Source organism: Profundibacter amoris (assembly GCF_003544895.1).
GTDB lineage: Bacteria > Pseudomonadota > Alphaproteobacteria > Rhodobacterales > Rhodobacteraceae > Profundibacter > Profundibacter amoris.
On sequence record NZ_CP032125.1, the window covers coordinates 2,417,386 to 2,440,854 of the forward strand.

14 protein-coding genes are annotated in these 23,469 nt (G+C 57.3%); 6 read left to right on the forward strand and 8 right to left on the reverse strand.

Going from position 1 to position 23,469, the window contains the following annotated elements:
- Positions 1-74: 74 nt before the first annotated feature.
- The 8 genes from BAR1_RS12060 to BAR1_RS12090 all read right to left on the reverse strand — a co-directional run bounded on the left by BAR1_RS12060 (position 75) and on the right by BAR1_RS12090 (position 18,945).
- On the reverse strand, positions 75-9,911 hold the full coding sequence (locus BAR1_RS12060; RefSeq protein WP_118943248.1) for a DUF6603 domain-containing protein: 9,837 nt from the start codon (positions 9,909-9,911) through the stop codon (positions 75-77).
- Positions 9,908-10,720 carry a hypothetical protein gene (locus BAR1_RS12065; RefSeq protein ID WP_118943249.1) on the reverse strand — a complete coding sequence of 271 codons (813 nt, stop codon included), beginning with the start codon at positions 10,718-10,720 and terminating at the stop codon, positions 9,908-9,910. Before BAR1_RS12065 ends, BAR1_RS12060 begins: the two co-directional genes overlap by 4 nt.
- A 139-nt stretch (positions 10,721-10,859) precedes the next feature.
- Positions 10,860-11,060 (reverse strand): hypothetical protein, encoded by a 201-nt coding sequence (locus BAR1_RS18035; RefSeq protein WP_162891774.1) that lies wholly within the window; start codon positions 11,058-11,060, stop codon positions 10,860-10,862.
- A gap of 444 nt (positions 11,061-11,504) precedes the next feature.
- The gene (locus BAR1_RS12070; RefSeq protein WP_228408549.1) at positions 11,505-14,570 is read right to left on the reverse strand and encodes a molybdopterin dinucleotide binding domain-containing protein; all 3,066 of its coding nucleotides are present in this window, start codon (positions 14,568-14,570) and stop codon (positions 11,505-11,507) included.
- 22 nt (positions 14,571-14,592) lie between these two features.
- Complete coding sequence (nrfD, locus tag BAR1_RS12075) at positions 14,593-15,678, reverse strand: NrfD/PsrC family molybdoenzyme membrane anchor subunit (RefSeq protein WP_118943250.1); 1,086 nt, start codon at positions 15,676-15,678, stop codon at positions 14,593-14,595.
- Positions 15,675-16,571 (reverse strand): sulfate reduction electron transfer complex DsrMKJOP subunit DsrO, encoded by an 897-nt coding sequence (dsrO, locus tag BAR1_RS12080; RefSeq protein WP_407681514.1) that lies wholly within the window; start codon positions 16,569-16,571, stop codon positions 15,675-15,677. The genes nrfD and dsrO overlap by 4 nt, the downstream gene beginning before the upstream one ends.
- Positions 16,550-17,167 (reverse strand): response regulator transcription factor, encoded by a 618-nt coding sequence (locus BAR1_RS12085; RefSeq protein WP_118943252.1) that lies wholly within the window; start codon positions 17,165-17,167, stop codon positions 16,550-16,552. The genes dsrO and BAR1_RS12085 overlap by 22 nt, the downstream gene beginning before the upstream one ends.
- Positions 17,164-18,945: a sensor histidine kinase gene (locus tag BAR1_RS12090; RefSeq protein WP_118943253.1), complete on the reverse strand. Its 1,782-nt coding sequence runs from the start codon at positions 18,943-18,945 to the stop codon at positions 17,164-17,166. The genes BAR1_RS12085 and BAR1_RS12090 overlap by 4 nt, the downstream gene beginning before the upstream one ends.
- 199 nt (positions 18,946-19,144) lie before the next feature.
- Here BAR1_RS12090 and BAR1_RS12095 point away from each other — a divergent pair, with 199 nt between their 5' ends.
- From BAR1_RS12095 to BAR1_RS12120, 6 genes are all read left to right on the forward strand, one after another.
- The gene (locus BAR1_RS12095; protein ID WP_194295005.1) at positions 19,145-19,339 is read left to right on the forward strand and encodes a hypothetical protein; all 195 of its coding nucleotides are present in this window, start codon (positions 19,145-19,147) and stop codon (positions 19,337-19,339) included.
- Between the two features lie 25 nt (positions 19,340-19,364).
- Complete coding sequence (locus tag BAR1_RS12100) at positions 19,365-19,583, forward strand: hypothetical protein (protein WP_118943254.1); 219 nt, start codon at positions 19,365-19,367, stop codon at positions 19,581-19,583.
- A gap of 116 nt (positions 19,584-19,699) precedes the next feature.
- Positions 19,700-20,365 (forward strand): helix-turn-helix domain-containing protein, encoded by a 666-nt coding sequence (locus BAR1_RS12105; protein ID WP_118943255.1) that lies wholly within the window; start codon positions 19,700-19,702, stop codon positions 20,363-20,365.
- Positions 20,366-20,492: 127 nt separating this feature from the next.
- Positions 20,493-21,395: a class II glutamine amidotransferase gene (locus BAR1_RS12110; RefSeq protein ID WP_118943256.1), complete on the forward strand. Its 903-nt coding sequence runs from the start codon at positions 20,493-20,495 to the stop codon at positions 21,393-21,395.
- Positions 21,392-22,075, forward strand: coding sequence for a GltB/FmdC/FwdC-like GXGXG domain-containing protein (locus BAR1_RS12115; RefSeq protein WP_118943257.1), 684 nt, complete (start codon positions 21,392-21,394; stop codon positions 22,073-22,075). Before BAR1_RS12110 ends, BAR1_RS12115 begins: the two co-directional genes overlap by 4 nt.
- 12 nt (positions 22,076-22,087) lie before the next feature.
- Positions 22,088-23,419: an FMN-binding glutamate synthase family protein gene (locus BAR1_RS12120; protein WP_118943258.1), complete on the forward strand. Its 1,332-nt coding sequence runs from the start codon at positions 22,088-22,090 to the stop codon at positions 23,417-23,419.
- Positions 23,420-23,469: the final 50 nt, after the last annotated feature.

Below are 23,469 nucleotides of genomic sequence, written 5' to 3' on the forward strand. Positions count from 1 at the left end.
TACTTACCAGCCGGCAAAGCAGGTTTGATGCTGTCGTACAAAAAGAATTTTCCACGTGCGACCATGATCTTGCCCTATCCTGTCCTGTAGTCAGCGGGTGCAGTCCAGACCGCAGACACATTTTCCGACCCGGGCGCGGAATATGTTTCAAGGTCCAGATTCACTGCACTGTTCGCCATCCGCGAAATAAGCTCGGACGGGGTGAGTTTGGCGGCAATCACGCCATCCAGCCGATCATCAACCCGACCCGCCAATGTCACCGAAAATGGCTTGGACCGGTCACCGGCACGTATCGAATATACGACCAGTGTTTTGCCATCCATCGGCACCAGTTTTGGTTTGCCTTCAACAATGCGTGCCCCATCAAAACTGACGGCCAACATTTCCAGATCGTCGGCCGTAATTGTGCCGTCCAGAACAATGGCAACACAGCTTGCGCCCGTTTCGAACTGTGTCTCGACCACGGCGGATTGGTCGGTCAGATATCGCGCTTCCATCCAACCAATGCCCGACTTGCGCCCGCCACGGGCGCGGCTGGCCCCTTCGGCGCGCACAAAACCACCCCGACATCGGGCAAGCGAATAGCCCAGATAAGCCAACCGTGTGGTTTCAATCCAACCATTAACATCCTGCAAAGAAGGCTGGGACCCGGCCATCACAACAAAGGCCCGACTTTCGGCAGGAAGCTTCATGGACTTTGGGGCAGCCCGGTTTTCGATGATGCGCCCATCAAGGCCAACCACAGCAAGCCGCGCGTGCCCCTTTATTTTCAACTCTCCGGCATTTTTATACAACGCAGCGTTCTTTGATCCGGGCAGATCGAACACTGCAATCTCGCCTGGCACCAGCGAATTTTCGGGCTTTCGGTCAGCCCGCCGCCGCCGTGCACCGGGTGCCGGTGTCAGCATGGCCTCAATCGCCGTCAGACGATCCAGCCCGCCGCCAAAAGCATGTACGCGTGACATCGACACAGTAGAGTTTGCGGCAATGGTTTCAGGGACAGTTTGTTTGGCGACCAAAGTCTGTTGAATAACCGGTGCCTGCAATTGCGCCCGCAGCAGAACACTTGCCCCACCGGCCGCTCTGATCTGTGGAGGGGCCATCCGAACCACGCCTTTACTACCGACTGTCACGCGGGTTTCTGCGATACGGCCACCTATTTTGGCGGCACGAACCGATTGTATCAGCAGCCCGCGAATATGGGCCTTGCCATATGGAATGACCAAAGGCCCGACGCTATCGCGCCCGAGTTTCTTTTTGGCACCACGGGCGGTTGATCCGACGATACGCTCGGACAATAGGCCAACACGCAACGGCACAGCACGTTCATGGGCCCATGAACGGCGCGCGGTGGCAGTACGACCCTCACGTTGCCATTCTGCCGATAAATCCGGCATCCGTTTGGCATCCAGAGCGTCAATCAGTTTACGCTGTTTGCGGGCCTCGATCACCAACCGGCGGCGAATTGCACCCGCTGCGCGCAATGGCAAAGGCTTGCGGTGCCGACTCGGCTCAATTTGGTCAAATGCCACCCCGCCGGTCGCATCCTCCGGAATCTTGTTGTTGAATTTTGGTCCGAATTTCAGATCAACCCCTTCGGTGGATGAAATCACGTCACCCTTTGGGATTTTCTTGTCGTCGGTATTCGGCGTCCGGCCCCATACACCGATTGGAAACTTGCCTGTTTCGCGCGCAGTGATTTGGTAATGGACCGCTTCAGCGGGCCATGCGATTTGATTGGATCTATCTAGCAGCGTCAGTTTCAATTCGCTATTGACCAAGGTGCTGCCCACCGGTGCCAAACCTAATGTTGGCGGCGGAAGATTTATGGCAATATCGCTATTCCCTCGCTTTATTTTCAAAAGCGGGATGGTGCTGGTCAGCATTAATTCAAACTCGCTGGCGACGTTAAACGGGTGTGCTGCTGTGCCATCCGCAGTGCCCGGTTCCGCACCGGATTCCGACGCGGGGGGCAGTATGCCTTTGCCTGCCAATCCACTTAAGGCCTGGGCTTTGTTGCCCGGTGCAAGTTCAAGGTACTTCTGAACAAAATCAATCCAGCCCAACAGGGCGGCCGGTACGGAATTGCTGTTGCCAAAGCGAACCGTGACATCGATCGGCCCCACTTCGACGCGGGCGGTCCCGTGGAATTTTGGACCGCTCACCTCTATCTCCGCGCCAAGACTGAAAGACAGGTTTATGTCCCCGAGGAAGGTCTCGATCCGGATGCCGGCTGTGACACGCGCATGGGCGTCCGCCTCATATTTAAACGGGTCAAAATACACGATGGCATTGCCGCCAAAGCTTAGGTTGGCATAGGTAAGACCAAAGGTTGCGTTCGCTTCGAACAGGCCACCGCCCATCACCGCCTCTGACGTCAGGGCGAAATAGACCTCGGCCTTGATTACGATATTGCTCCCGAAACTCCAATTGAAACCCAAGGCAGGCACAACCGGATATCCGTCCCGATGAAAATTCGGGTGGTAACCACCAAGGGTCAGCACAAATTCCCCGGCCTTGTCACCCTTGAACCAGCTGACATAGGCAAAGCCGCCGGTCAGGCGCGCGCTGGTATCGAACAGCCAGGAATTATCGGTCAGCTGCGCCTGTACCCAGATCACGCCTTCTTCGGTGGAAAACCGCGCCATCAACCCCAATTCGATCGATACCAGCGCCACCTCGGGCCGTGGCAATGCCATACGCACCAGACCAAAAATCGACAGCTCGAACCCCTGTCCAAATTCAACAGCGACAACCGCAATCCCGTCCACCAAAGCAAACGAGGTAAAGCTGATCCCAGCGGCAAACCAGAATGTATCCTTTTTGGGCGGGAACGTGTTGCGCACTTCTTCCATGTACCCCATCAGGTCACCCGGCGGATCAAACGAGGGGTCCAATGCGGCAATCATGACAAAGTCGTCAAACTGGCTCATGTCGGTTGGCGGCACCAATTCCCGGTTAATCCCGAAACCGCCACCAATACCCGTCAGGAAAAATGCCGGCGGGCCGCCGAATGCCCCCAATACAGCGCCGAATGCAAAGAAGGCTGTGTATTCTTCTGGTTCTTGGATCGCCGCATATCCGCCATAGATTGACAAGCCGAATGACGCGAACCGTGCCGACAACATGCCGACATACTCAAGGTTTGGTTCGGTTCCAAATTTTCGCAGTCCACCGGTTAACGAGACACCCGACATATCCGCCGACACCGCCAGCCCGGCCAGATCAACCTCCCATGAATCGGCATCAAATATGCCGCCACGATCCAACCGATACCGCAGTTCCAGATCATCGACGGCCGCTTGCAATCCGGCAATTGAAATATTGCCGTCAAACAACAGAGAAATCGACTGCAACCTGTCATTTGCAATCTGCGTGCCAAATCCAACCTGATCAATATAGAGCGGGCCAAACTGGCTTCGGATCGGCAACCACCACGGACCTTCGCCCTCACCTGCGGAAAACCCGAACGCAATTCCACCCGGTGGTGCGGGACGCGTCTGAATGGAGAGGGCCGGACTGAATGCCGGGGCAAGCTCGGCGTCGCCACTGCTGGTTTCCGCCAGCATTCCCCCTGCAATCGGGTTACTGTCTGATCCGCCCCCGCCCCCCATTGCCACCGCAATATCGGATAATTGCACCTGTGCGCCGCCCAGCAGCTCATCTCCGGAAATCTTTGCGAAAACATGCATGGCAATCGACCCAAGGGCCAAAGGGCTATCCAGAAGCAAACCCGTGGTGCTGCCAATGCGAATACCAACGCCGTCGATTTCCAGTCCTGGCTTGAATTCCCAAATGCCGCCCGTCCGCTTTACCAGCGCAACCTTCAACCCGGGTGTCGGCCCGCCAATAATCCAGCGACTATCATTTTCCAGCCAAATCGCAATGCTGCCTTCAATGATGGGCAACCGGTCTACCAGACCCAGACTTACCCCAACCGCCCCGCCAACATTTGACAGGCCAATATCCAGCACACCACCAACCCGAACGGTCGGATTTGCCACCGAGATATTGCTTAGTAAAACAGCAATCCGGTCAAGCTTGGTGTCGATCAGTTGTTGAACACTTTCACCCGGCGTACGAACGATACGGAACAATTCGGTATCAAGTGCTGTGCCGCTTGGTTTTAGGACAACACCCGACAGAATACTGCGGATATCCGTACTTGCTCCTGCCTGATTTTGGAATATGGGCTGATCAAGGAATGTATTGATCTCGTTCAGTTCCAGCAGGAACGCCCCCAGCAGATCAATCGCAAAGGTCATTATACCGGCAGCAATTTCCAGTGGCGTACCGGACCCCAGACTTAGGTCGAACCGGGCTGAATTGAAATCATATCGCAGCACCAACGTACTGGTATTGGCAGCGTCCATCGCCAGTCCAACCGACACGAACGGACTGGCAACGGCCGTGCCAATATCCAGCGACAGGACCGGACGCAGATCGATGCCGTCGGCAATTGGAATGGCCGCCGGCCCTGTCGTGGTCGAAAACCGTGCCAGGCCGGTTTGGTCAAACCTTATGGCAAAATCCACGATTTGCGCGAACGGCACCGAAGTAAACGTCCCGCCAAATTCCACTGAAATCGGGCTTGGCGTGAACTCTACGGATATGTCAGATCCCGCCAGCCCGCCAACGTCAGCCACAACCAACCGAACCGTGCCGCCCCCGCCAGTCACAGTGATACCGGGTGGCAAAGCCGCGTCCAGCCGGTTCAGACCCGCGCTTAACAGTTGTGGCCAGCGCGCAAACAGCGCACTAGCCGGATCATTGGCCCATGCCACCAATGCCGGTCCGTCAAAACTACCACCTTGGCGCAAGACAAGAGCATCCCCAATGTCGGCCAGCAGATTACCCGCATCCGATCCATTGGCCACAATCGCATCAAGCACCAGCGGCAACGCCGCCGTGACCCCCGCCGTGGCAAGCTGTCCCAGATCACCGGCATTCGGGTAGATCCCCATATCCGTCCCGGCGCCATTGCGCAGGAACACTTGTATATCACTGCCCGAAACACTCAGATGAACCGCCTGATTGCCGGGGGCTGCCGTTGCCAGACCGACAAACAGCGCAACATCCGGAACCACCCGCCCATCTGTGGCAAAGCGAATGCCGAACGCGCCACCAACCGCCACATCCGCTGCCGGCCCGAATGCCGACGCGTCAAATGAAATATCCAAAACCAGACCCGCCAGATCGCGCGCCCGTAATGACAATCCCGGTGCTATGCCCCAAACGCCCGACGCGCCCCCCAGATCCACCAATGGTTTGAGCGCATCTATTAATGCAATCACGCGGTCAGGCCGAATACCGGATCCATCCAGTGATCCAAGCGTCACATTTGACCGCAGCCACTGGCCGGGATTGATGAACATCAACGCGGGTATTTTGACGGTTGCCGACGCACCCGACCCGTCCAGCAAACCCAAGGCGGAAAGTGCCCCGTCGACCACCGGCAGAACCCCGGCATCGGACTGCCGCAGCCCATCCAGAATTCGGGACAAGGCCGTGGCAACAATTGCGGGGACCGCCGTCCGGATCAATCGGTCAATATCGGGCCGTGGCCACAAGGGAACGGTTGTCGCAACGCCACCGATGGCGTCGGCCAATGATGTGTCCAAATGCAATCCGGCCGAAAAGGGGGCCAAGTTCACATCCAGATATGTTTCCGTCAACGCCCCAAGCCGAAGTGCGGCGCCGGTTACACCGGTGCGGCCAATGTTTGCGGTTACCGCCCATTCTGCAAGCAGCGGCAGCCCGGTAGCCCCGGACAAATCAACCGATAATGTCCCCGAACTGGCATCAAAGCCAAGTCCCGAATGGTTGCCAAGAAGGTCGCCCAACATATCCATCAACTCGGCGCGCAGAACAGGGTTTGCCAGCAGGTCGGCCAAACGCGCCGCCGGATCATCAACCCAGTTGGATAGCGAGACCGCGTCCAGAGCCCCGTCCGGCCCTAATATTCCGGCCGCGCGCAAAGCTTTGTTCACATATTGCAAGGCCGGGTCGGCTGCGCTGTCCAGTTCAGCCATCACATGATTTAGGATCTGCCGGATTTCCGGCGTCGTTGGCGACGCCAACCCGTCAATCCCCAAGTCACCTTCGGCAATATCGGCCGACAATACTACGCGCGGGAAACTCCGCCCCTGCACGCGCAACCCGTGAAGGATGATCCGGCACCGGTCTTGGTGGTCACCCTCGGGGCCACCAAGCGTCAGTTGCAAATCAACCTCGAGCGACCGCAGTTCCAGATCCAGCGGGATCGGGGCCGCCAACGGGCCGCCAATCAGCCACCCTCCACGCCGGCGTAACTCTAAAGCGCCGACAATCCGCCGTGCGTCGCGCAGGGTTGCACTTGGAACATCGCCGGTTGCGTCAATATCCGCGCCAATCAATTCGGTCAGAATATGCCCTTGCGAAACCAGCCCGCTTGCCCCGCCCGAACTGTTCAAAGGCAACCAGACCCCAAGTGAAGCCGACTTAATCTGCTGGGCTTGGCGGGTGGTGTTTCTTACTTGGGCATTCAGACTTAGGCCCGCAGCCAACAACGCCGTCAGGGCGCGTTTGATCTCTTTCTTGCCAAGTACGCCATAGACCAAATGCAAATTCAGATCTGCACGTCGTGCACCTGTCCAACCAATAGGCAAGCCCAGTTCGGCGGCCATATCTATGGTGCTGGCCATATAGGCCTTTAGCAGGCTCCGGGCACGGGCCAGATCGGCGTCGTCAGGTTCTGCTGCATCAATTTCCGGCATGAACTCGGCCAACCGTCGCAGGATTTCCGCGGTGACAGGCGTCAAGGGCGATGGCACCTGTGCGGCTTGGGTCGGCAATCCGATTGTCACCAACTGGTCCAACCCACTGCCCATCTCGTGCAAGGCCAGCCAACAGGCATGCCCGGCGGCAGCATCGGCAACAACGGCCGCATTCGGTTGATCCACAATCAATGACAACGCGTGCCGCAATCGGGCAACCTGGCCCCGCACCCCGTCAGGATCACCAGAGGGCAACGCCGCATCTGCCCGCGGCGCCAACAGAATGTGCCAGATACCGGATGACGCTGGTAAAGGTGTAAACGCCAGCGGGTCACGGCCGGCCTCTCGCATATCCAGAACGAACGCCGGATCCAGATCTGGGTCAATCGGGCTAGAGGCCGATTGCACCGCAATGTTGATCCGGGTCGCCGGCGCGGCCCCCAGAATTTCAGCCAGATCAATTCCGTCAAACAATGCCCATGATGTCTGGTTCTCGACCAAATGCAAGGTCGCCCCCGGCACCGTCGCCGATGGCGGGCTGACCCAGCCATCACCGCCCTGCCAAAGGTTATAAATCGTATTTAGGCCTTCATACAAAACACCTGCGGCTAAACCCGCGCCAAATGGCCCGTTTATATCCGGAAATTCGGTTTCAATGGCCCCGGCAAGCTTGCCAATATACAACCCGTCATGACCGGGGCGCCATTTTCGCAAAGGAATAGACATCAAGGGTTCGGGAACCGGAATAGGCACATCTGGCTGCCGCCAGACAGCAATTGCGGGCACACCGGCCGCAGCTGCCAATGAAACCCGCCAAGGATCATGCAATGTGCCCGTGCCGTCCACATGCAATACAGCATTCGGGTTCCCGGACAAGAACCGAGCCAGCGGTTGCAATTGCCTTTTGACCTCATGGCTGCCGTCTGCCAGCAAACGGGACATCCATTCCCGCAATGCGCCCTCGGCGTCGTCGATCAACGCGGCCAAGCGTAAGCGATGCCGCTCGGGCGGACCCAACACAGGTGCAGAGCGGTTCCAGCCAAGTGCATCCACAATATCCGAAAGCCACTTGATCCCCAGATGCCTGGTGGTCAATGAAACCAACCGCTCTATTGCATCCCAATGCCCAGGTTCGAACGACGCCAACAGATCATCAAAACTACCGGAAAAATCCGGGATTGGGATCGCCACGTCGACCCCGTCCACATAGACCTTCAGGTTCGGGGCTTCATGGCCGATATTCAGGCCGCCATCCGGCGTCCATAATGCCATAAGACCAAGATAATCCATCTCAAGCCGTAACCCGCCCTGATCTGTCGATAAAGGTCCGCCACCACGCGCCCGACCAAGGGCACGAACCGAAATTTCAGGCAGAAAACCTGCCGTGCCCCCTGCCAGATCAATCGACACAATTGCCGCGCGCACCCGTGTTTCGATCACGGTGCAGCGTTCCCCCAGAGTGTCGACTTGTCGTAAAAATCCGACCCCGAACAGGATATTGCCAGCGCCATCTTTCCAAACCGCCAGATGCAGACCGGCAACAATTGGCAACTGCCAAGGGTCACTTTCGGATCCTGTACCCGTCACCGCATTGGCTGCTGTATCGCCAGTGATCATGGTCCGCAATGATGCAAGCACTTTGTCAAAGTCCGCTGCATGGTTATCGATCACGTCTTGCCAGTGGGTCCGTAAAACACCGATTGGATTACCCAGAAACTCAAGGATATCAACACGCGGGTAGCCGGCCCCCGCCCCCGCTGGGGCTTTCCACCCAAGCAGCACAGCAATAAGGTCTGATGCGGGTCCAAGATTGCCCAGCACGTCATTCAGTGCATCGTTCACCGCCTGCGCCGCGGTTGCCGCCAGCGCATCCGGATTGGTCAAGTCAAGTTTCGGGTGCGTCGTGTTGAAAACGACGGCGTTCAGAACCTCGACCACCAACACAGGTCGCCTGGCCTCGTCCAACCCGAAACCAAGCACGAGTGTATCAATCGAAATATTAGGGATCACAACCGTCGACAGATCGAAACGGGCCTCGGCCCGCAGCGTGGGAACGGCTATGGCTGCACCCGACCCCAGATCAATCCGAACCAGATCAGCCGCGATCGCCACTTCGGCCCCACCGCTACCGAACCCGAATGACGCAGACGCTGTGATCACCTTGCGCCCCGACACTCCTGTCTCTGCCGCCAGCCCAAACATGAAAGTTGCGGTGCCAACCGGTAAAACCACCGAGCCGCCATTGACTGTCGCGCCATTCCCGAACAGTTCTGCCAACGCCTGCAACCAGGCTGTGCGCGGGGCCGCATCCCCCAACGCCGACCCCAACCAATCGGCCAACGCGTCAATGCCGCGGGTGAATATATCCTCGACCGGCAAATCCGGGATCGCCGGGTCATTACCCAGACCAACCAGCTTTGCAAATGCTATGATCTGCGAGCCGACCGCGCCACCTGTCTGCGCCTGCACCAACCCGATAATCAGCTCCAGCCCGGCTTCGCGCAATGCGTCGGGGTCTGTCAGGGACAAGGTCAGATCGCGGGGTGTCAACTCACCTGGCAACTGCAAACCGCGCAGGGTCAACGCGACCTGCGGGTCGCCGTCTGCGTCCGTTGTGGGCACCAAAAGCCGCAACCCGATCGCTTGCAACCCAGCATCGCCCGGGGCCGCTGGCGCTGTGGCGATTGTGACCTCACTGGACACCGAAACATAGCCCCCCGGACGTCCAACAAGCTGCGGCGATCCAAGCGGTGTCGTGCCTTTTGCCGCACGAAACATCGGGAACATCAGCGTTGATTTGCTTTCGGCAAGCGGCGCCCCTGTCCGGTATTGCACCCCCACAAACAGGTGCAAATAGGAGGCCGGGCTTTCGTCAATCACAAAATAAAAGACAATCCGCGATCCCCCGCCAAGGTCTTCGCTTATCAATTCAATCCAGATACGGTTCTCGCTGTCGCGCTCGGTCTCTCCTCCGCGAACAGTTGAAACAAAATCGAGCAATGCTGCCCGTTGGTCCTCGTCCGCCAGAATGGTTTTCAAATAACGTTCGGGATTAGCAAGCCAATCGCTGTTGAATTCGCCATCGCTGCCAACAAGCCCCAGGGCACGCAACAGACCGGCCGTGTCGCCAAAATCATCGGCTGAAAATGCATTCATTTTCCGCCCTCCCTGAACACAAACCCGGCGCTGCTTTCGATGGTCAGACTGCGGTTTCTGGCAATAATTGCGCGTGGAACCAACGGCTGTTTGCGGACGTCCCATCCCGATGCCCCGGCCAGGTTTTCAATCGCCGACAGCAACGCATTATGGGCCAGTGCAATCAAGGCCGTGCCCCAAATCCGGGCAACCGTTTCATTGCCAACCGGGCGATCGGATGTCGCCATAACCATGCCGCTCGGCCGGTTTGGACTACCAACGGCAAACGGTACTTGCATGGTTTCCCGCAGCCCATCGGCCGTCACCGGAATATCCACCCTGATCCGCCCCTCGTTTACAACGGCTCTTATCCTACCGACATGCACCATCAACTGGTTCAGACCATCATCCCAGATGACACGTTCCTGATTTTCAGTTTGTTGAATCGCCGCCAGCCGCAACAATTGGCCAAGGGTGGGGGCAGACACCGGCAGATTGGCCCCGCGTTTGCCCGGTAAAATTGCGTCTGTCGGCAATGCTTTTGGGTCCTTTTCGCGCAGCAGATCCATTGCAGTCTGGGATAATACCGTTAAATCCAGTGCCTTTGGGTCGTCATGGGCCTTGATCAAATCCAACAGGATATTTGACAGATCACGGATCTTCAAATCCGAGCCGACAAAATTATCAAGACCACGGGGCCGCTCGGGGCGACGAACGATCACAAGACCTTCCAGGTTGTCTGCCAACTCAAGAACACGATCCACCGCTTCACGGTCGGTTCTGGACAAATCTGCGACGTTGGACAGCCCGCGCAATCGGGTTGCGGACAACCCAGGCCGGCCTCTTGAACCGGAACGTGACGTCGGACGACGAACCATGGTTTACTCCCAAGCCGGGGGAAGTGCTGGGTAACAAAATCAATTCCAGATAGGTGCGAATTCTAAACCAGAAACCGCCCCGGCAGTTGTTTCACATGTCTTTTCCATTGCCGCGAAAAACCGCGTTCACAAGGAACCCAAAGACAAGCCATGCAGCGATAAATCCAACCAGTTCCAAAGCAAAACTGCCCCATTTAAAATAGAGCTGTGCCAGAACCAAAGCCATCACGAAGGGTAATAATTCCCGTTGCAGGGTTTGCCTAAGCGGTAACATTGTTATCAGTGAGAACACAAAAACGCTCCTCGGATCTTGGCAAGAAATATCAATAAAATTCAAAGTATCGAGTCTGCATTCATTGAACACTTGCCCCATTCTTTCCGTCAACAGATAATATTCGGGGCCAAGTTTACCCAGCGGAAACAAACGGGAAAATGCCTTGTTAGATGGGGTCGCCGCTGTAAATTAAGGCGCTGCAAATATGCGCACAATTCCGCTTATGCGGGTGTTAAGGCTGCACCCTTCAATAGGTCAGCATCTCTTTCAGGGGGGATACATCCGCCATCTGACCGGCCAGCACTTCTTCAGCTTGGCGCATTTGGCTGCAATCACCATCTGCCGGTTGCCATCTGGTGCAACCGGCATTGGAGACACTGGAGCAATCCAATCTTGCTATGGGCTGGCAGATGACAGACCGAAAGATTGGATTGCTTTAAGACGGCAAAATCCCGCTTTACATCATGCCCTTTCTATACGGGCCGGCAATGCCTGACGGGCAGCCGATCCTACGACCCAGTCCCCCAAGGTGGCATGCCCGCCGCGATGCGGGTCTTGCAGGCCGATCAGGTTCAGGGCCACACCGGCGGCCAGTTCGGGCATATCCGGTTGCTGGGCACCATCAATGTTGTGCCCGCGCGCACCCAGTTCCCAGTGACCATAGCCATGCGGGATGGCCACCACGCCGGGCGCAATACCATTGCGCACCAGCGCGGTTGCCAACTGGCTGCCGCCCGGCGTCACGATCCGCACCTTGTCGCCCGATTTGACCCCCGCCTTTTCGGCGTCCTGCGGGTTGATCGACACCGGATTATCCGGCTGGATCGACCGCAACACAGGCGAAGCAATCGAATAGCTGGATTGCAGGTTCGATTTGAACGAAGTCAGCTGCAACGGCCATTCGTTTTCGGGGTAAACCTCGCGCAGGGGCGTGCCATCGGCCAGTTGTTGCGGATACCACGTCGGCACCCCGACGAACCGTTTGCCGCTGATGGTATTTACCGATGTGCCGACCTTCTGGTTATAGACCATAAGCGGTTTCGGATAGGCATGGGTCAGCTTTTCGCCATCATAGGCCTTGGCGTAATCCTCCATCCGGCCGCCACGGGCATAGACATAGGCAACGCGGCGCTGCTCGTCCGGTTTTAGCGTCTGTTCGATGTCGGGCATAATCCGCCCTACCCCCGCCAGTTCGATATCGTCATCACTGGCTTCGGCCACCGGTTTACCGGCAAAGGCGACATTGGCACCGGCGCGCAGATACCAGTCCTCGGGCCGGTTCAGCGGATGCAGGGTGCCGTCACTGTCGGGGATCACCTTGTCGCCGAACCCGGGCAACTCCATGCGTTTGCCAATCGCAATCAGGAACATTTCCAGCGTCACCGGCTGACCATCAGCCGTTTTCGCCTGTTTCGGATCGCTGATCGGCCAGCGCGCAGTCGAGCATTTGGTGACGGTGCCGTTCCACGGCATTGCCCAGCCCCATGCCTCGTACATCACGCTGTCAGGCACGATGTAATCGGCCAGCGCCGAGGTTTCGTTGATAAACCCGTCAATCGCCACATAAAGCCCCAGCTCTTTGGGATCTTTCATTTTTTCACCGATGGCCGCGTTCAATCCGGCCTGACCATACAAAGGGTTGGTCATGAAACTGATCATCGCCTTCAGTTTGTAAGGGTAGCCGTCAAAATGGCTGGTCAGATATTCGGTGAAAATCGGTGGTGAAAACGGATACCACGGTGCCTTGGTGGGATAGGGGCTTTCCCCTGCCGCCGTGCGGCGCTTGAATTCACTGGTCTTTTTATACGGGAATTTCGAGCGCGACAGGAACACCCCTTTGGGTTTCACCATATCCGGGAATTTCTTCATGTTATAGCGCGGTCCCTTGCCAAAGGCCGGAAACGCCCCGCCCGACACGCTGACGCCGCCTTTCCAGTTCCAGTTGCCGATCAAAACGTTCAGCATCAGCACAGACCAGGCGGTGTAGAAGCCGTTGCTGCTCATCATGCCGCCGTGGTTGTTGATCGCGGCGCGCTTGCCGTGCGAGGTGAATTCCTGCGCCAGTGCCTCGATCATTTCGGGCTTGATGCCGCACAGTTCCGCGTATTCCGCCAGGCTGAAACGCCGTGCCTCGTCGGCCAGAATTTGCAACGAGGTTTTGACAGCCACCGGCCCGTTGGCGGTTTCGACCGAACCGTCAAAGAACAGGGTTGCCGCGGTGGCCAGCTGTTTGTGGGAAACGGCTGTGCCGGATGCGTCTAGCGCCACAAAATCCTTGGCTTGCTCCTCGGCCCAGCCCATGTCCATGCCGGTCAGTAGCTTGCCGGATTTGACGTTGACCAGATGGGTTGCGTTCGACCAGCCCGCCTCGCCCGTGGCCTTGACACCTGCGGGGCCGGCGTTGGACAGGAATTTTGCGTCATAGCGTTCATTGTCGATGATCCAGCGGATCATCCCCATGGCAAAAGCGGCATCCGTGCCCGGTTTGATCGGCACCCAGTGGTCGCGGTCCTTGGCAGCATAGCTGGTGGCATTGGTCAGCACCGGATCAACCACCACATAGTTCAATTTGCCCGATGTGCGGGCCTCGGCCACCATCCGGCCTGACCGTTTATAAGGTTTGCCAGCATTGCCCGGTGCCGAGCCGATGAAAATGGCGAATTCGGTGTTTTCAAAATCCGGTTTGCCGTGGGCGAATTTCTTGAAATCCCCCATCACAGCACCCGATCCGGCCCGCATGGCAAAGCCGCAATAAGATCCGTGGTGGCCATAGTTGCGGGTGCCAAAACAGTTGAAGGCAAAGCGTTTGATAAACTGATTACGCCCGTCACTTGTGGCGTGAATCACGGCCAGCTGGTTGGCTTTGGGGCCGTATTCGGGGTTCTCGGGATCGACCGGCGTTTTCAGATCGCGGATCGCGCGCAGGCCTTCAACCGGCCCTTCGCCAAACAGATCACCGCCTTCGACCACCTCTTCGACCAGCTGTTCAAAGGGGATGGATTTCCATTTGCCGGACCCCCGCGGCCCGTCGCGCTTCAGGCATTTCAGAACGCGGTGCGGGCTGTTCATTTGCGACAGCATGGCATTGCCGCGCCCGCAGGCGGTCGAGCGGTGGTCCAGCCCGCTTTCGCCTTTGCGGGTCAGCGACAACAATGCCTCGCGCACCGGTGTGCTGTAGGGGATTTGCGCATCGGCCGACAGCGGATGATACGGGTTGCCCGCCACACGGATCACCTGACCCGTTTCCTTGTCACTGCGGATGCGCAACCCGCACATGGTGTTGCAGCCCTGGCACATGGTGAAACTGATCTGTTGGTCCGGGTTCATCACCAGATCGCCGGTTTTGGCATCCACCCGGTATTCGGGTGCATGGGCGTTGATGGTGATATGGTCCAGCGGGGCCGTGCCGCTGCTGCCGGTCGCCAGCCCCTTGGCCAGACGCTTGCCGGTTTCGCTGTAGCCTCCGACAAAGGCCGCGGCCCCGCCCAAAGCAACAGCCCCTTTAAGTATATTACGACGTGTTGTCATGATCTTGTCTCCTGCTCTGGAATTATTCTGCGGGGATTTCGGAAAAGGGTGCGGCGGCATCAGGCGTCCAGCGCATCACTACGCTTTCGATGATAATCACCACCAGCCACAGGCCGAATATGCCGATGATCCCCAGCAATCCGTCCGGCCCTTGCGGCAGGGCATAGTCGTAAAACCCGGCACCGGTTTTCGGGATCAACTGACCGTCGATGAACACGGCCCAGCGCAGCAGCCATGCCCCGCCCAACGTGACCAGCCCCAGCAAGGCACCAAACCACAGTTTGCGGGCATAGATGCCGAATATCGCGCTGATGCCAAAGGCTGCCAACAGCTCCCACCCCAGCAATTGCCAATGGGGGGAAGCCGAAACCACAGCCAGCGCACGCGCTTCGGGGTTGGTGCCCCCGCCCATGCCCATCATCAACCAGACCGCGCCGGTCAGCAGGGTCAGCAGCGAAAACAACGCCATCACGCGGCCCAGATGGGCACCGGTGGTACGGCGGGTTTCCGATCCGCTTTCCGCCAGAAAAGCATTGACCAGAAGGCCCATCGCGGCACTTGCAGAAACACCCGAGAAGAAGAAAAACGCAATCAGGGTATAGCTGTGCCACAGTGGGCGCGATTTCACGATCATCACTTCCGAGCCGGTATATAGCGCCACCAGCAAGGCCAGCAGACCGGTCAGCAGCGCCATCGGTTTGATCAGGCCGCTATAGTCGCCAGACCCAAGGCGCAGCCAACGGGGCAGAACCGGCCGCATCACCAGCCAGCCATAAACGATTGAAACCGCAGCAAAGGCCGGCAGGAAATAGGCGCCCCAGCTCATCCAGCTCCAGGGGGTGAAATTGGCGTAGAAATGCCAGAACCGTGCTGGTTGGTGCAAATCGGCCAGCAAGGCCACAGGCGCGACCACCGCCGCCGACCACATCACCAGAATGTCGATACGGGCGGCATTTTCCCAATCCGGGCGGCGCAGAACCGTCCACATCAGACTGGTCAGCGCCGCGCCAACCGCAATGGCAACGAAAAAGAAATAGGACACCGCCCAAGGCAGCCACGAAATCTCGTGGGTGATGTTCACGGTTTCGATGATGTTTGGAACGCTCATGATCTTGCCTCCTCATTCCCCGTGCCGAATTTTTCTTGCAGGGTTTGCAGAATGCCCTGCCCTTCCACCTTGCCTTCAAAGGCGGTTTCCAGACCGATGTAATAGACATGCGGATCGGTCCCCATTTCCGGGCGCAGCACCTTGACGGCATCACCCGCCTCGGCCAGCAATTTGCTGATTTCGCTTTCGGGATCGTTCACATCGCCAAAGATGCGCGCGCCACCGGTGCAGGTTTCAACACAGGCCGGCAGCAACCCCGCTTCGACCCGATGCACACAGAAGGTGCATTTGTCGGCGGTGTTGGTTTTCGGATTGATAAAGCGGGCGTCATAGGGGCAGGCCTGAACGCAATAGGCACAACCGACGCATTTGTCGGCGTCCACCACCACAATGCCGTCTTCGCGCTGAAACGTGGCCTGAACCGGACAGACCGGCACGCAAGGCGGGTTGTCGCAATGGTTGCACAGACGCGGCAGGGTAAAGCTGGCGACGGTCTGGGTTTCGTCATCCACATCCACCACATCGTATTGGGTGACAATGGTGCGAAAATCGCCAATCGGGGTCTGGTTTTCCATTGTGCAGGCCACGGTGCAAGCCTGACAGCCAATGCAGCGGCGCAAATCGATCGCCATTGCATAACGTTTGCTCGGATCCCCTCCGTGACGTTCGGGTGCCAGCGCAGCCGCATCGGCAGGGGCGGCCACGGCGCAACTGACAGCGCCGCAGGTCAAAGCCCCGCTTTTTGTTAAGAAAGAACGACGTGAAATATCCATGGCCCGAAACCTCCGAAAACTTAAGTATTCAAAAGAGTGGTAAGGCCATGGCGGCAGAGAAGGTATTGGTGCAACCCCCAAGGAGGATAGGGAAAACCCTAGGTTTCGGCTAGCGCCCATATCCGGGCCAGCTCGGCAACGCTGTCGACCTGCATCTTGTCCATCACGTTATGGCGGTGCAGTTCGACGGTTTTCTGACTGATCCCCAGATCGGCGGCGATTTCCTTGTTACGCAGACCGCAGCTGACCCGTTCGGCCACCTGCCGTTCGCGCTCGGTCAAAGCGTTGATGCGCTGGCGCAGTTCGGTCTGCTGGTCGCGTTCGGCCAACAAGCGGCGGTGCTCGGCCACGGCCTCTTGCACCCGATCCAGCAGCACTTGGTCATTGCAGGGTTTTTCCAGAAAATCGAACGCCCCCGCCTTGAAGGCCCGCGCCGCCATCGGCACATCGCCGTGGCCGGTCAGAAAAATGACCGGCAGGCTGCTGTTCAGCCGCTGCAACACCTGTTGCAAATCCAGCCCCGACAGGCCGGGCATGCGGATATCCAGCAACAGGCAGCCCGGGCGTTTGTCATTGAACCCCGCCATGAAGGCATCGGCCGACACATGGGCACGGCATTGAAGCCCGACCGAGCCGATCAGCCAGCACAGCGATTTGCGCATCCCTTCGTCATCATCGACAACGTGGATCAGCGGGGCGGCATCGGTGGTGCTCATGCGTTATTTCCTTGATCAACCGGCAGGGTAAAGCTGATGCTTACCCCGCCATCAGGATTGTTATCGGCGTAAATCATGCCGCCGTGCGATTCAATGATCGAATAACTGATCGACAGACCCAGCCCCATGCCGCTGCTTTTGTCGCTGTTGAACGGCTCGAATATATGCTCGAGCGCATCCGCATCCAGCCCCGGCCCGCTGTCGCGGATGGTGACGCGCAGGCGGGTAGCATCGCGCTTGTCGCGCTCGCTGCTCACCTGCAATATTCGGGGGCCACTTGCCTGCGCCGCCATCGCCTCGATCGCATTGCGGACCAGATTGACAGCCACCTGTTCAATCGCCACCCCGTCAACCGAAAGCTGCGGCAGATCAGGTGCCAGACGGCTTTGCACGGTTATATCCGCCTGCCGCAGTTCCGCCCCCAGCAAATCAATTGCTTCGGTCAACAGGGCATTGATATCGGCCTTCTCGCGCGGGCTTGCCCGATTATCGACAAAGCCGCGAATGCGTTTCAGAACCCGTCCGGCATGTTCGGCCTGATGGGCAATTTCGCGCAAGGGTTCTTCAAGCTGTGCGCTGGTGACACCATTCCTGATCATCCGCACCGAACCGGCGGCATAGTTCGATATGCTGCCCAGAGGCTGGTTGATCTCATGCGCCAGCCCGCGCGCCATTTCCCCCAGCGTCGTCTGTCGCGACACATGCGCCAGTTCGGCCAGCCGCAACCGCGCCTTTTCCTGACTTTCCTTAAGCTGGCGGGTGCGCTTGAACACCAGAAATTCGGTGTGCCAGACGTGTAAAGCGGCCAGAATTACCAGGGCTAGCGCCAACAGGAACCAGCCTTTGTTGCGTTGCAAAAATTCGCGGAACACCTGACCGGCGGTCAGGGTATAGGGGCCGATATGCAAGGATTTGAACAGCTCGGTCACAGGTTGGTAGGACAGCGGAATTGTCCAGCTTTGCCCTGCACCACCCTTGCTTTGCGGCGACATTTCCAACAGGGCAACCGCAACCCGTTTGGCCAGAACATGATTGGTTTGCCGCGCCTTGGCAAAAGGCCAGTTGGGATAAAGCGGACTGGACAGGGCGCAATCAAACCCGTCAACATGTTGCGGATTCAGGACGCGGAAATCTTCCATTTCGATCCGCCCCTCCTGCGCCATTTCCTCAAGCAGGCAGGCCCGAACGGTGCCGGCATCCGCATGGCCATTGGCCACCTGCGTAACGATATTATCCAGCGGGAAACCGGCAAAGGTAACCCCCGCCATATCGGTAAAAGGGTCGATACCGGCCCGTTGCAAAACGCCCCAGCCGATCTGGAACCCGCCAAAGGCCTCGCGGCTGACCCCCAACAGGGTTTTGCCACGCAAATCGCCCAGCGTGCGAATATCCGGCCTGTCAGAGCGGCTGAACAGAACTGCCCCGACACTGGCCGCCGGCGCCCCGACCCGCACAGATTCCAGCGTGACCAGCCGCGAGGCGCCATAGCGTTGCTCCATCTCGATATAATTGCCCGGATTTGTGATAAAGAAATCCAGCTCTTGCGCGGCCAGGGCGGCCTCCATGCCTTTCAGGCCTATAGGACGTAGAACGATATTATATTCGGGAAATGCAGCCTGAAGGGTTGCGCGGGTCGGCTCCCATTGCTGCCGTGCTTTTTCGTCACCACGCCACGCCAACACCCCGATGGTTAGCGAAACAGTCGGCGCAGCTATGCTTGCTATGCCAGATAAAACAATCCCGAACAGTGTAAGGAATATCCAGCGCCATGCTCTCATCAAGTGTCCGTTCAAAATACAATTGGTTCAGTTGTCACCAATGCAGACGCAGTATTGATCAGCGGCATCTGCATGACCATCACGCATTTTGCCTCATGCAATCCCGTGGAACCAAAGATTCCGGTCGATGGGTCATACCGGTTAACCTCACCAACCGTCTTCACCGTATGAGGGTTACGCCGCGATCAATCCGCTGGGCATGTTTATCGGCGCGATCATCATGTTCTTTGTTCTGGGTTTCTTGCCCGGGTTTATCGTTGCAAAGATCCTGAACGGTTTAGGGATGCTGCGCATTCCGCGCAAAGTCGAGCTGGAAGGCCTCGATTTTGAATCGACAGAAGCATACGATCAGGCGGTTGCCGAAGTCATAAAAGTCGAGCAAGCGCTCGTCTAGTTTCAACAATTAAAGGAGACTTACCATGTCTACGAATGGAATGACCGACTGGGCTGTTGATTTAGGCGAAGTCGCAGCTGTCTATCCTTTTCAGGGAACCGAGTTCGTGATGTTTATTCTCGGGGTTGCATTCTGGATCATCTGGCACATTTTGCAGTTCCGGGCTGAAAAGCACGAAGTGGATCACGAAATGGAAAGTGATGAAACCGGTGATAAAACCCGCGAGGTTATTGGCCGGTTCTAACCTGCTGATCCAAAACTCGTTTGTGAAACGCCGGTTCAATCAATGAATCGGCGTTTTGCTTTTCTTCTCTGGTGATAAGCCTTATGGCGGTGCGCAACGGATAGTATGAGGAAAGCATGACAGACAAAAAGCCCAAGACAGATGATACCGCGACCGATCCAATGCTTATTCAAAACCCGCATGTTGTTGGCAAAACGGGCAAGAAGCCACTGGAAGAGTCCATCGGTCAAGAAGTCAAACGATTGCGCGAACAACTGGGCATAACAATATCCAAGTTGGCCAAGTCGGCTGATATGTCCAGCGGCATGCTCTCCAAAATCGAAAACGGGTCCACATCCCCTTCGCTATCGTCGCTGCTGGCATTGTCGCGTGCCTTGCATGTGCCGGTTAGCGCACTGTTCAACCAGTTCGAGCAACATCGCCCGGCCACATTTGTAAAAGCCGGGGACGGGTTAGAGATCGAACGGCGGGGGACGCGTGCGGGCCATCAATACGCCTTGCTTGGTCATTCCCCCCACAGCGAACTGACGGTCGAGCCCTATGTTATCACCTTGCAAGATTCCTCGGATGTCTTTCCGGTGTTTCAACACGAAGGACTTGAGTTCATCTATATGCTGGAAGGCGAAGTCGTCTACCGGCACGGGGATCAAACCTATCCGATGCAAGAGGGGGATTCTCTCTTTTTTGATGCCAGCGCCCCGCATGGACCAGAAGAAATGCGTAAACTTCCGATAAGATACCTGTCGATTATTTCTTATCCACGCGAAAGCGCCGGCAGTTAGTCCATTTATTCAATCACATAGGGGCGTGTTTCCTGTTGTGAAATTTTATTTACTGACAGTTGATGTGGGCGCTTACACCTGTTAATGTTCCTGTGAACAGTATCATGGAACAATCGGGATAATCCTTATGTGTGGAATTGTCGGTCTTTACCTAAAAAACACAGACCTGCAACCGACCCTCGGCGCATTATTCGAGCCGATGCTGGTTGAAATGACAGACAGGGGGCCGGACTCGGCCGGGTTTGCCATTTACCGCAATCAGGTGGATCAGGACCACACCAAATTCACATTGGCCAGCGACAACCCCAAGCAGGATTGGAAGGCATTGGACGCCGACCTTGAAAAGGCATTGAACTGCGATGTGCAGATTTCCCCCGTGGGCGATCACGCAATCCTGATTACAGATGGCGACGCAGGGCAAGTTCAACAGTGGTTGGCGGAACAAAGGCCGCAAATACGCATTGTCGGATCAGGGCGAAGCATCGAGATTTTCAAGCAAACCGGTTTGCCGCAAGATGTGGCCGACAAATTTGACCTGATCAATGCCCAAGGCAGCCACGCCATTGGCCACACGCGAATGGCCACCGAAAGCGCCGTTACGACCGAAGGATCGCACCCGTTCGCCACAGGGCTGGACCTTTGTCTGGTTCACAATGGGTCCCTGTCAAACCACAACCGTCTGCGTCGCCAGCTAGAGCGTAACGGAATTACATTCCAGACCGAAAACGACACCGAGGTTGCAGCCGGTTTCTTGACATGGAAATTGCGCCAAGGAATGTCGCTAACCGAAGCACTCGAGGCCGGACGCGAGGAACTGGACGGGTTTTACACGTTCTGCATTGGCACCGCGGACGGGTTCGCGGTGATGCGCGACCCAATCGCCTGCAAGCACGCGGTGATGGCTGAAACTGATGATTGGGTGGCCATGGCAACCGAATACCGCGCCATCGCACATCTGCCGGGGGCTGACACGGCCCGGATATGGGAACCCGAGCCGGACCGGATTTACATATGGGGTGATGTTCAATGAGTGTTGCCAAACTGGATTTGAAAGCCATAGGTGTGCGCGGCGTGAACGCAGCACTTCATGACCTTCCCAAAGGGTCAAACGAAACCCAATGGGTGATCGAAAACCCGATGGGACAGCATAATATTGCCTGCGGTCTGGATGCCCCGATCGAAGTCACGTTGAGCGGCCATGCCGGATTCTATTGCGGCGGGATGAACAAGGAAGCCACCATAACCGTAAAAGGCCATTCAGGGGTCGGGACCGGTGAAAACATGATGTCCGGCGTGATACGGGTCACCGGAAACGCCTCGGAATCCGCAGGCGCGACCGGCCATGGCGGCCTGTTGATCATCGAAGGCGATGCATCGTCGCGTTGCGGCATTTCGATGAAAGGTCTGGATATCGTTGTCGGCGGATCGGTGGGGCACATGTCGGCATTTATGGCGCAGTCGGGGCATTTGGTTGTCTGCGGTGACGCGGGCGACGCATTGGGCGATTCCATCTACGAGGCCATCTTGTTTGTGCGCGGCAAAGTCGCCAGCCTTGGCGCTGATTGCATCGAGAAGGAAATGCGCCCCAAGCATCTGGCAAAACTGACCGAGCTTCTTGAAGCTGCAGGGTTTGATGCCGATCCGGCCGAATTCCGGCGCTACGGCTCGGCCCGCAAGCTCTATAATTTTGACATTGATAACGCATATTGAGGTTCTTAAAAAATGGCAGCAGAAACCCCTCATACGACGCCACGAAAATCGGCAACATTTGACGACTATACCCTGTCGGAAATTCGCCGTGCGGCGACAACGGGCATCTATGACATTCGCGGTGGCGGCTCGAAACGCAGATTACCCGGTCTGGATGACTTGCTGTTCCTTGGCGCGTCGATCTCCCGCTATCCGCTGGAAGGATACCGCGAAGCATGCGACACCAGCGTGGTTCTGGGTACGCGGTTTGCCAAGAACCCCATCAAGCTGGATATTCCCATCACCATCGCCGGTATGAGCTTTGGGTCCCTGTCAGCCCAAGCCAAAGAGGCGCTGGGACGCGGTGCCACGCTGGCTGGAACCTCTACCACCACCGGCGACGGCGGCATGACCCCGGAAGAGCGCGGACAATCCAAAACCCTGATATATCAATATCTTCCGTCACGCTATGGAATGAACCCTGATGATTTGCGAAAGGCAGACGCGATTGAAATGGTTGTTGGCCAAGGTGCCAAACCAGGTGGCGGCGGAATGCTGTTGGGGCAGAAAATTTCCGATCGGGTTGCCGAAATGCGCGACCTTCCAAAAGGGATTGATCAGCGTTCGGCCTGCCGCCACCCCGACTGGACCGGTCCGGACGACATGGAGATCAAGCTGAACGAATTGCGTGAAATCACCAATTGGGAAAAACCGATCTTTGTCAAAATTGGCGGCACCCGCCCCTATTACGACACCGCCCTTTGTGTGAAATCCGGCGCCGATGTGATTGTGCTGGATGGCATGCAAGGCGGAACGGCCGCAACCCAGGAAGTGTTTATCGAACATGTCGGCCTGCCAACACTGGCCTGCATCCGGCCTGCGGTTAAGGCGCTTCAGGATCTGGGTATGCACCGCAAAGTGCAACTGATCGTTTCCGGTGGCATCCGCAACGGGGCCGATGTTGCCAAAGCACTGGCTTTGGGGGCGGATGCGGTATCCATCGGCACAGCTGCCATGGTGGCGTTGGGTGACAATGATCCGGCGCTGGAAGAAGAATACAACAAGCTGGGAACCACAGCCGGTGCCTATGACGACTGGCACGAGGGCCGCGATCCGGCAGGGATTTCGACACAAGACCCTGAACTTGCCAAGCGGCTTGATCCTGTTGCCGCCGGTCGCCGGTTGGCGAATTATCTAAAAGTGATGACACTGGAAACCCAAACCATCGCGCGTGCCTGTGGCAAAAGCCATGTGCACAATCTCGAGCCGGAAGATCTGGTTGCCCTGACCATCGAGGCCGCCGCAATGGCTGGCGTGCCGTTGGCGGGAACCGACTGGATTCCGGGTCATGGGGGCAGCTTCTAGATTTCAGCACCAAACCATCCCGCCCTGTTTGGCCGGATGAAAAGAGAGGG

Bases quoted from the DNA above. Each gene is read 5' to 3' on its own strand.
- BAR1_RS12095 (WP_194295005.1), top strand. From the start codon at position 19,145: ATGTTTATCGGCGCGATCATCATGTTCTTTGTTCTGGGTTTCTTGCCC.
- BAR1_RS12085 (WP_118943252.1), bottom strand. From the start codon at position 17,167: ATGAGCACCACCGATGCCGCCCCGCTGATCCACGTTGTCGATGATGAC.
- BAR1_RS12100 (WP_118943254.1), top strand. From the start codon at position 19,365: ATGTCTACGAATGGAATGACCGACTGGGCTGTTGATTTAGGCGAAGTC.
- BAR1_RS12060 (WP_118943248.1), bottom strand. From the start codon at position 9,911: ATGAATGCATTTTCAGCCGATGATTTTGGCGACACGGCCGGTCTGTTG.
- BAR1_RS12105 (WP_118943255.1), top strand. From the start codon at position 19,700: ATGACAGACAAAAAGCCCAAGACAGATGATACCGCGACCGATCCAATG.
- BAR1_RS12090 (WP_118943253.1), bottom strand. From the start codon at position 18,945: ATGAGAGCATGGCGCTGGATATTCCTTACACTGTTCGGGATTGTTTTA.
- BAR1_RS12110 (WP_118943256.1), top strand. From the start codon at position 20,493: ATGTGTGGAATTGTCGGTCTTTACCTAAAAAACACAGACCTGCAACCG.
- dsrO (WP_407681514.1), bottom strand. From the start codon at position 16,571: ATGGGCGCTAGCCGAAACCTAGGGTTTTCCCTATCCTCCTTGGGGGTT.
- BAR1_RS12070 (WP_228408549.1), bottom strand. From the start codon at position 14,570: ATGACAACACGTCGTAATATACTTAAAGGGGCTGTTGCTTTGGGCGGG.
- nrfD (WP_118943250.1), bottom strand. From the start codon at position 15,678: ATGAGCGTTCCAAACATCATCGAAACCGTGAACATCACCCACGAGATT.
- BAR1_RS12115 (WP_118943257.1), top strand. From the start codon at position 21,392: ATGAGTGTTGCCAAACTGGATTTGAAAGCCATAGGTGTGCGCGGCGTG.
- BAR1_RS12120 (WP_118943258.1), top strand. From the start codon at position 22,088: ATGGCAGCAGAAACCCCTCATACGACGCCACGAAAATCGGCAACATTT.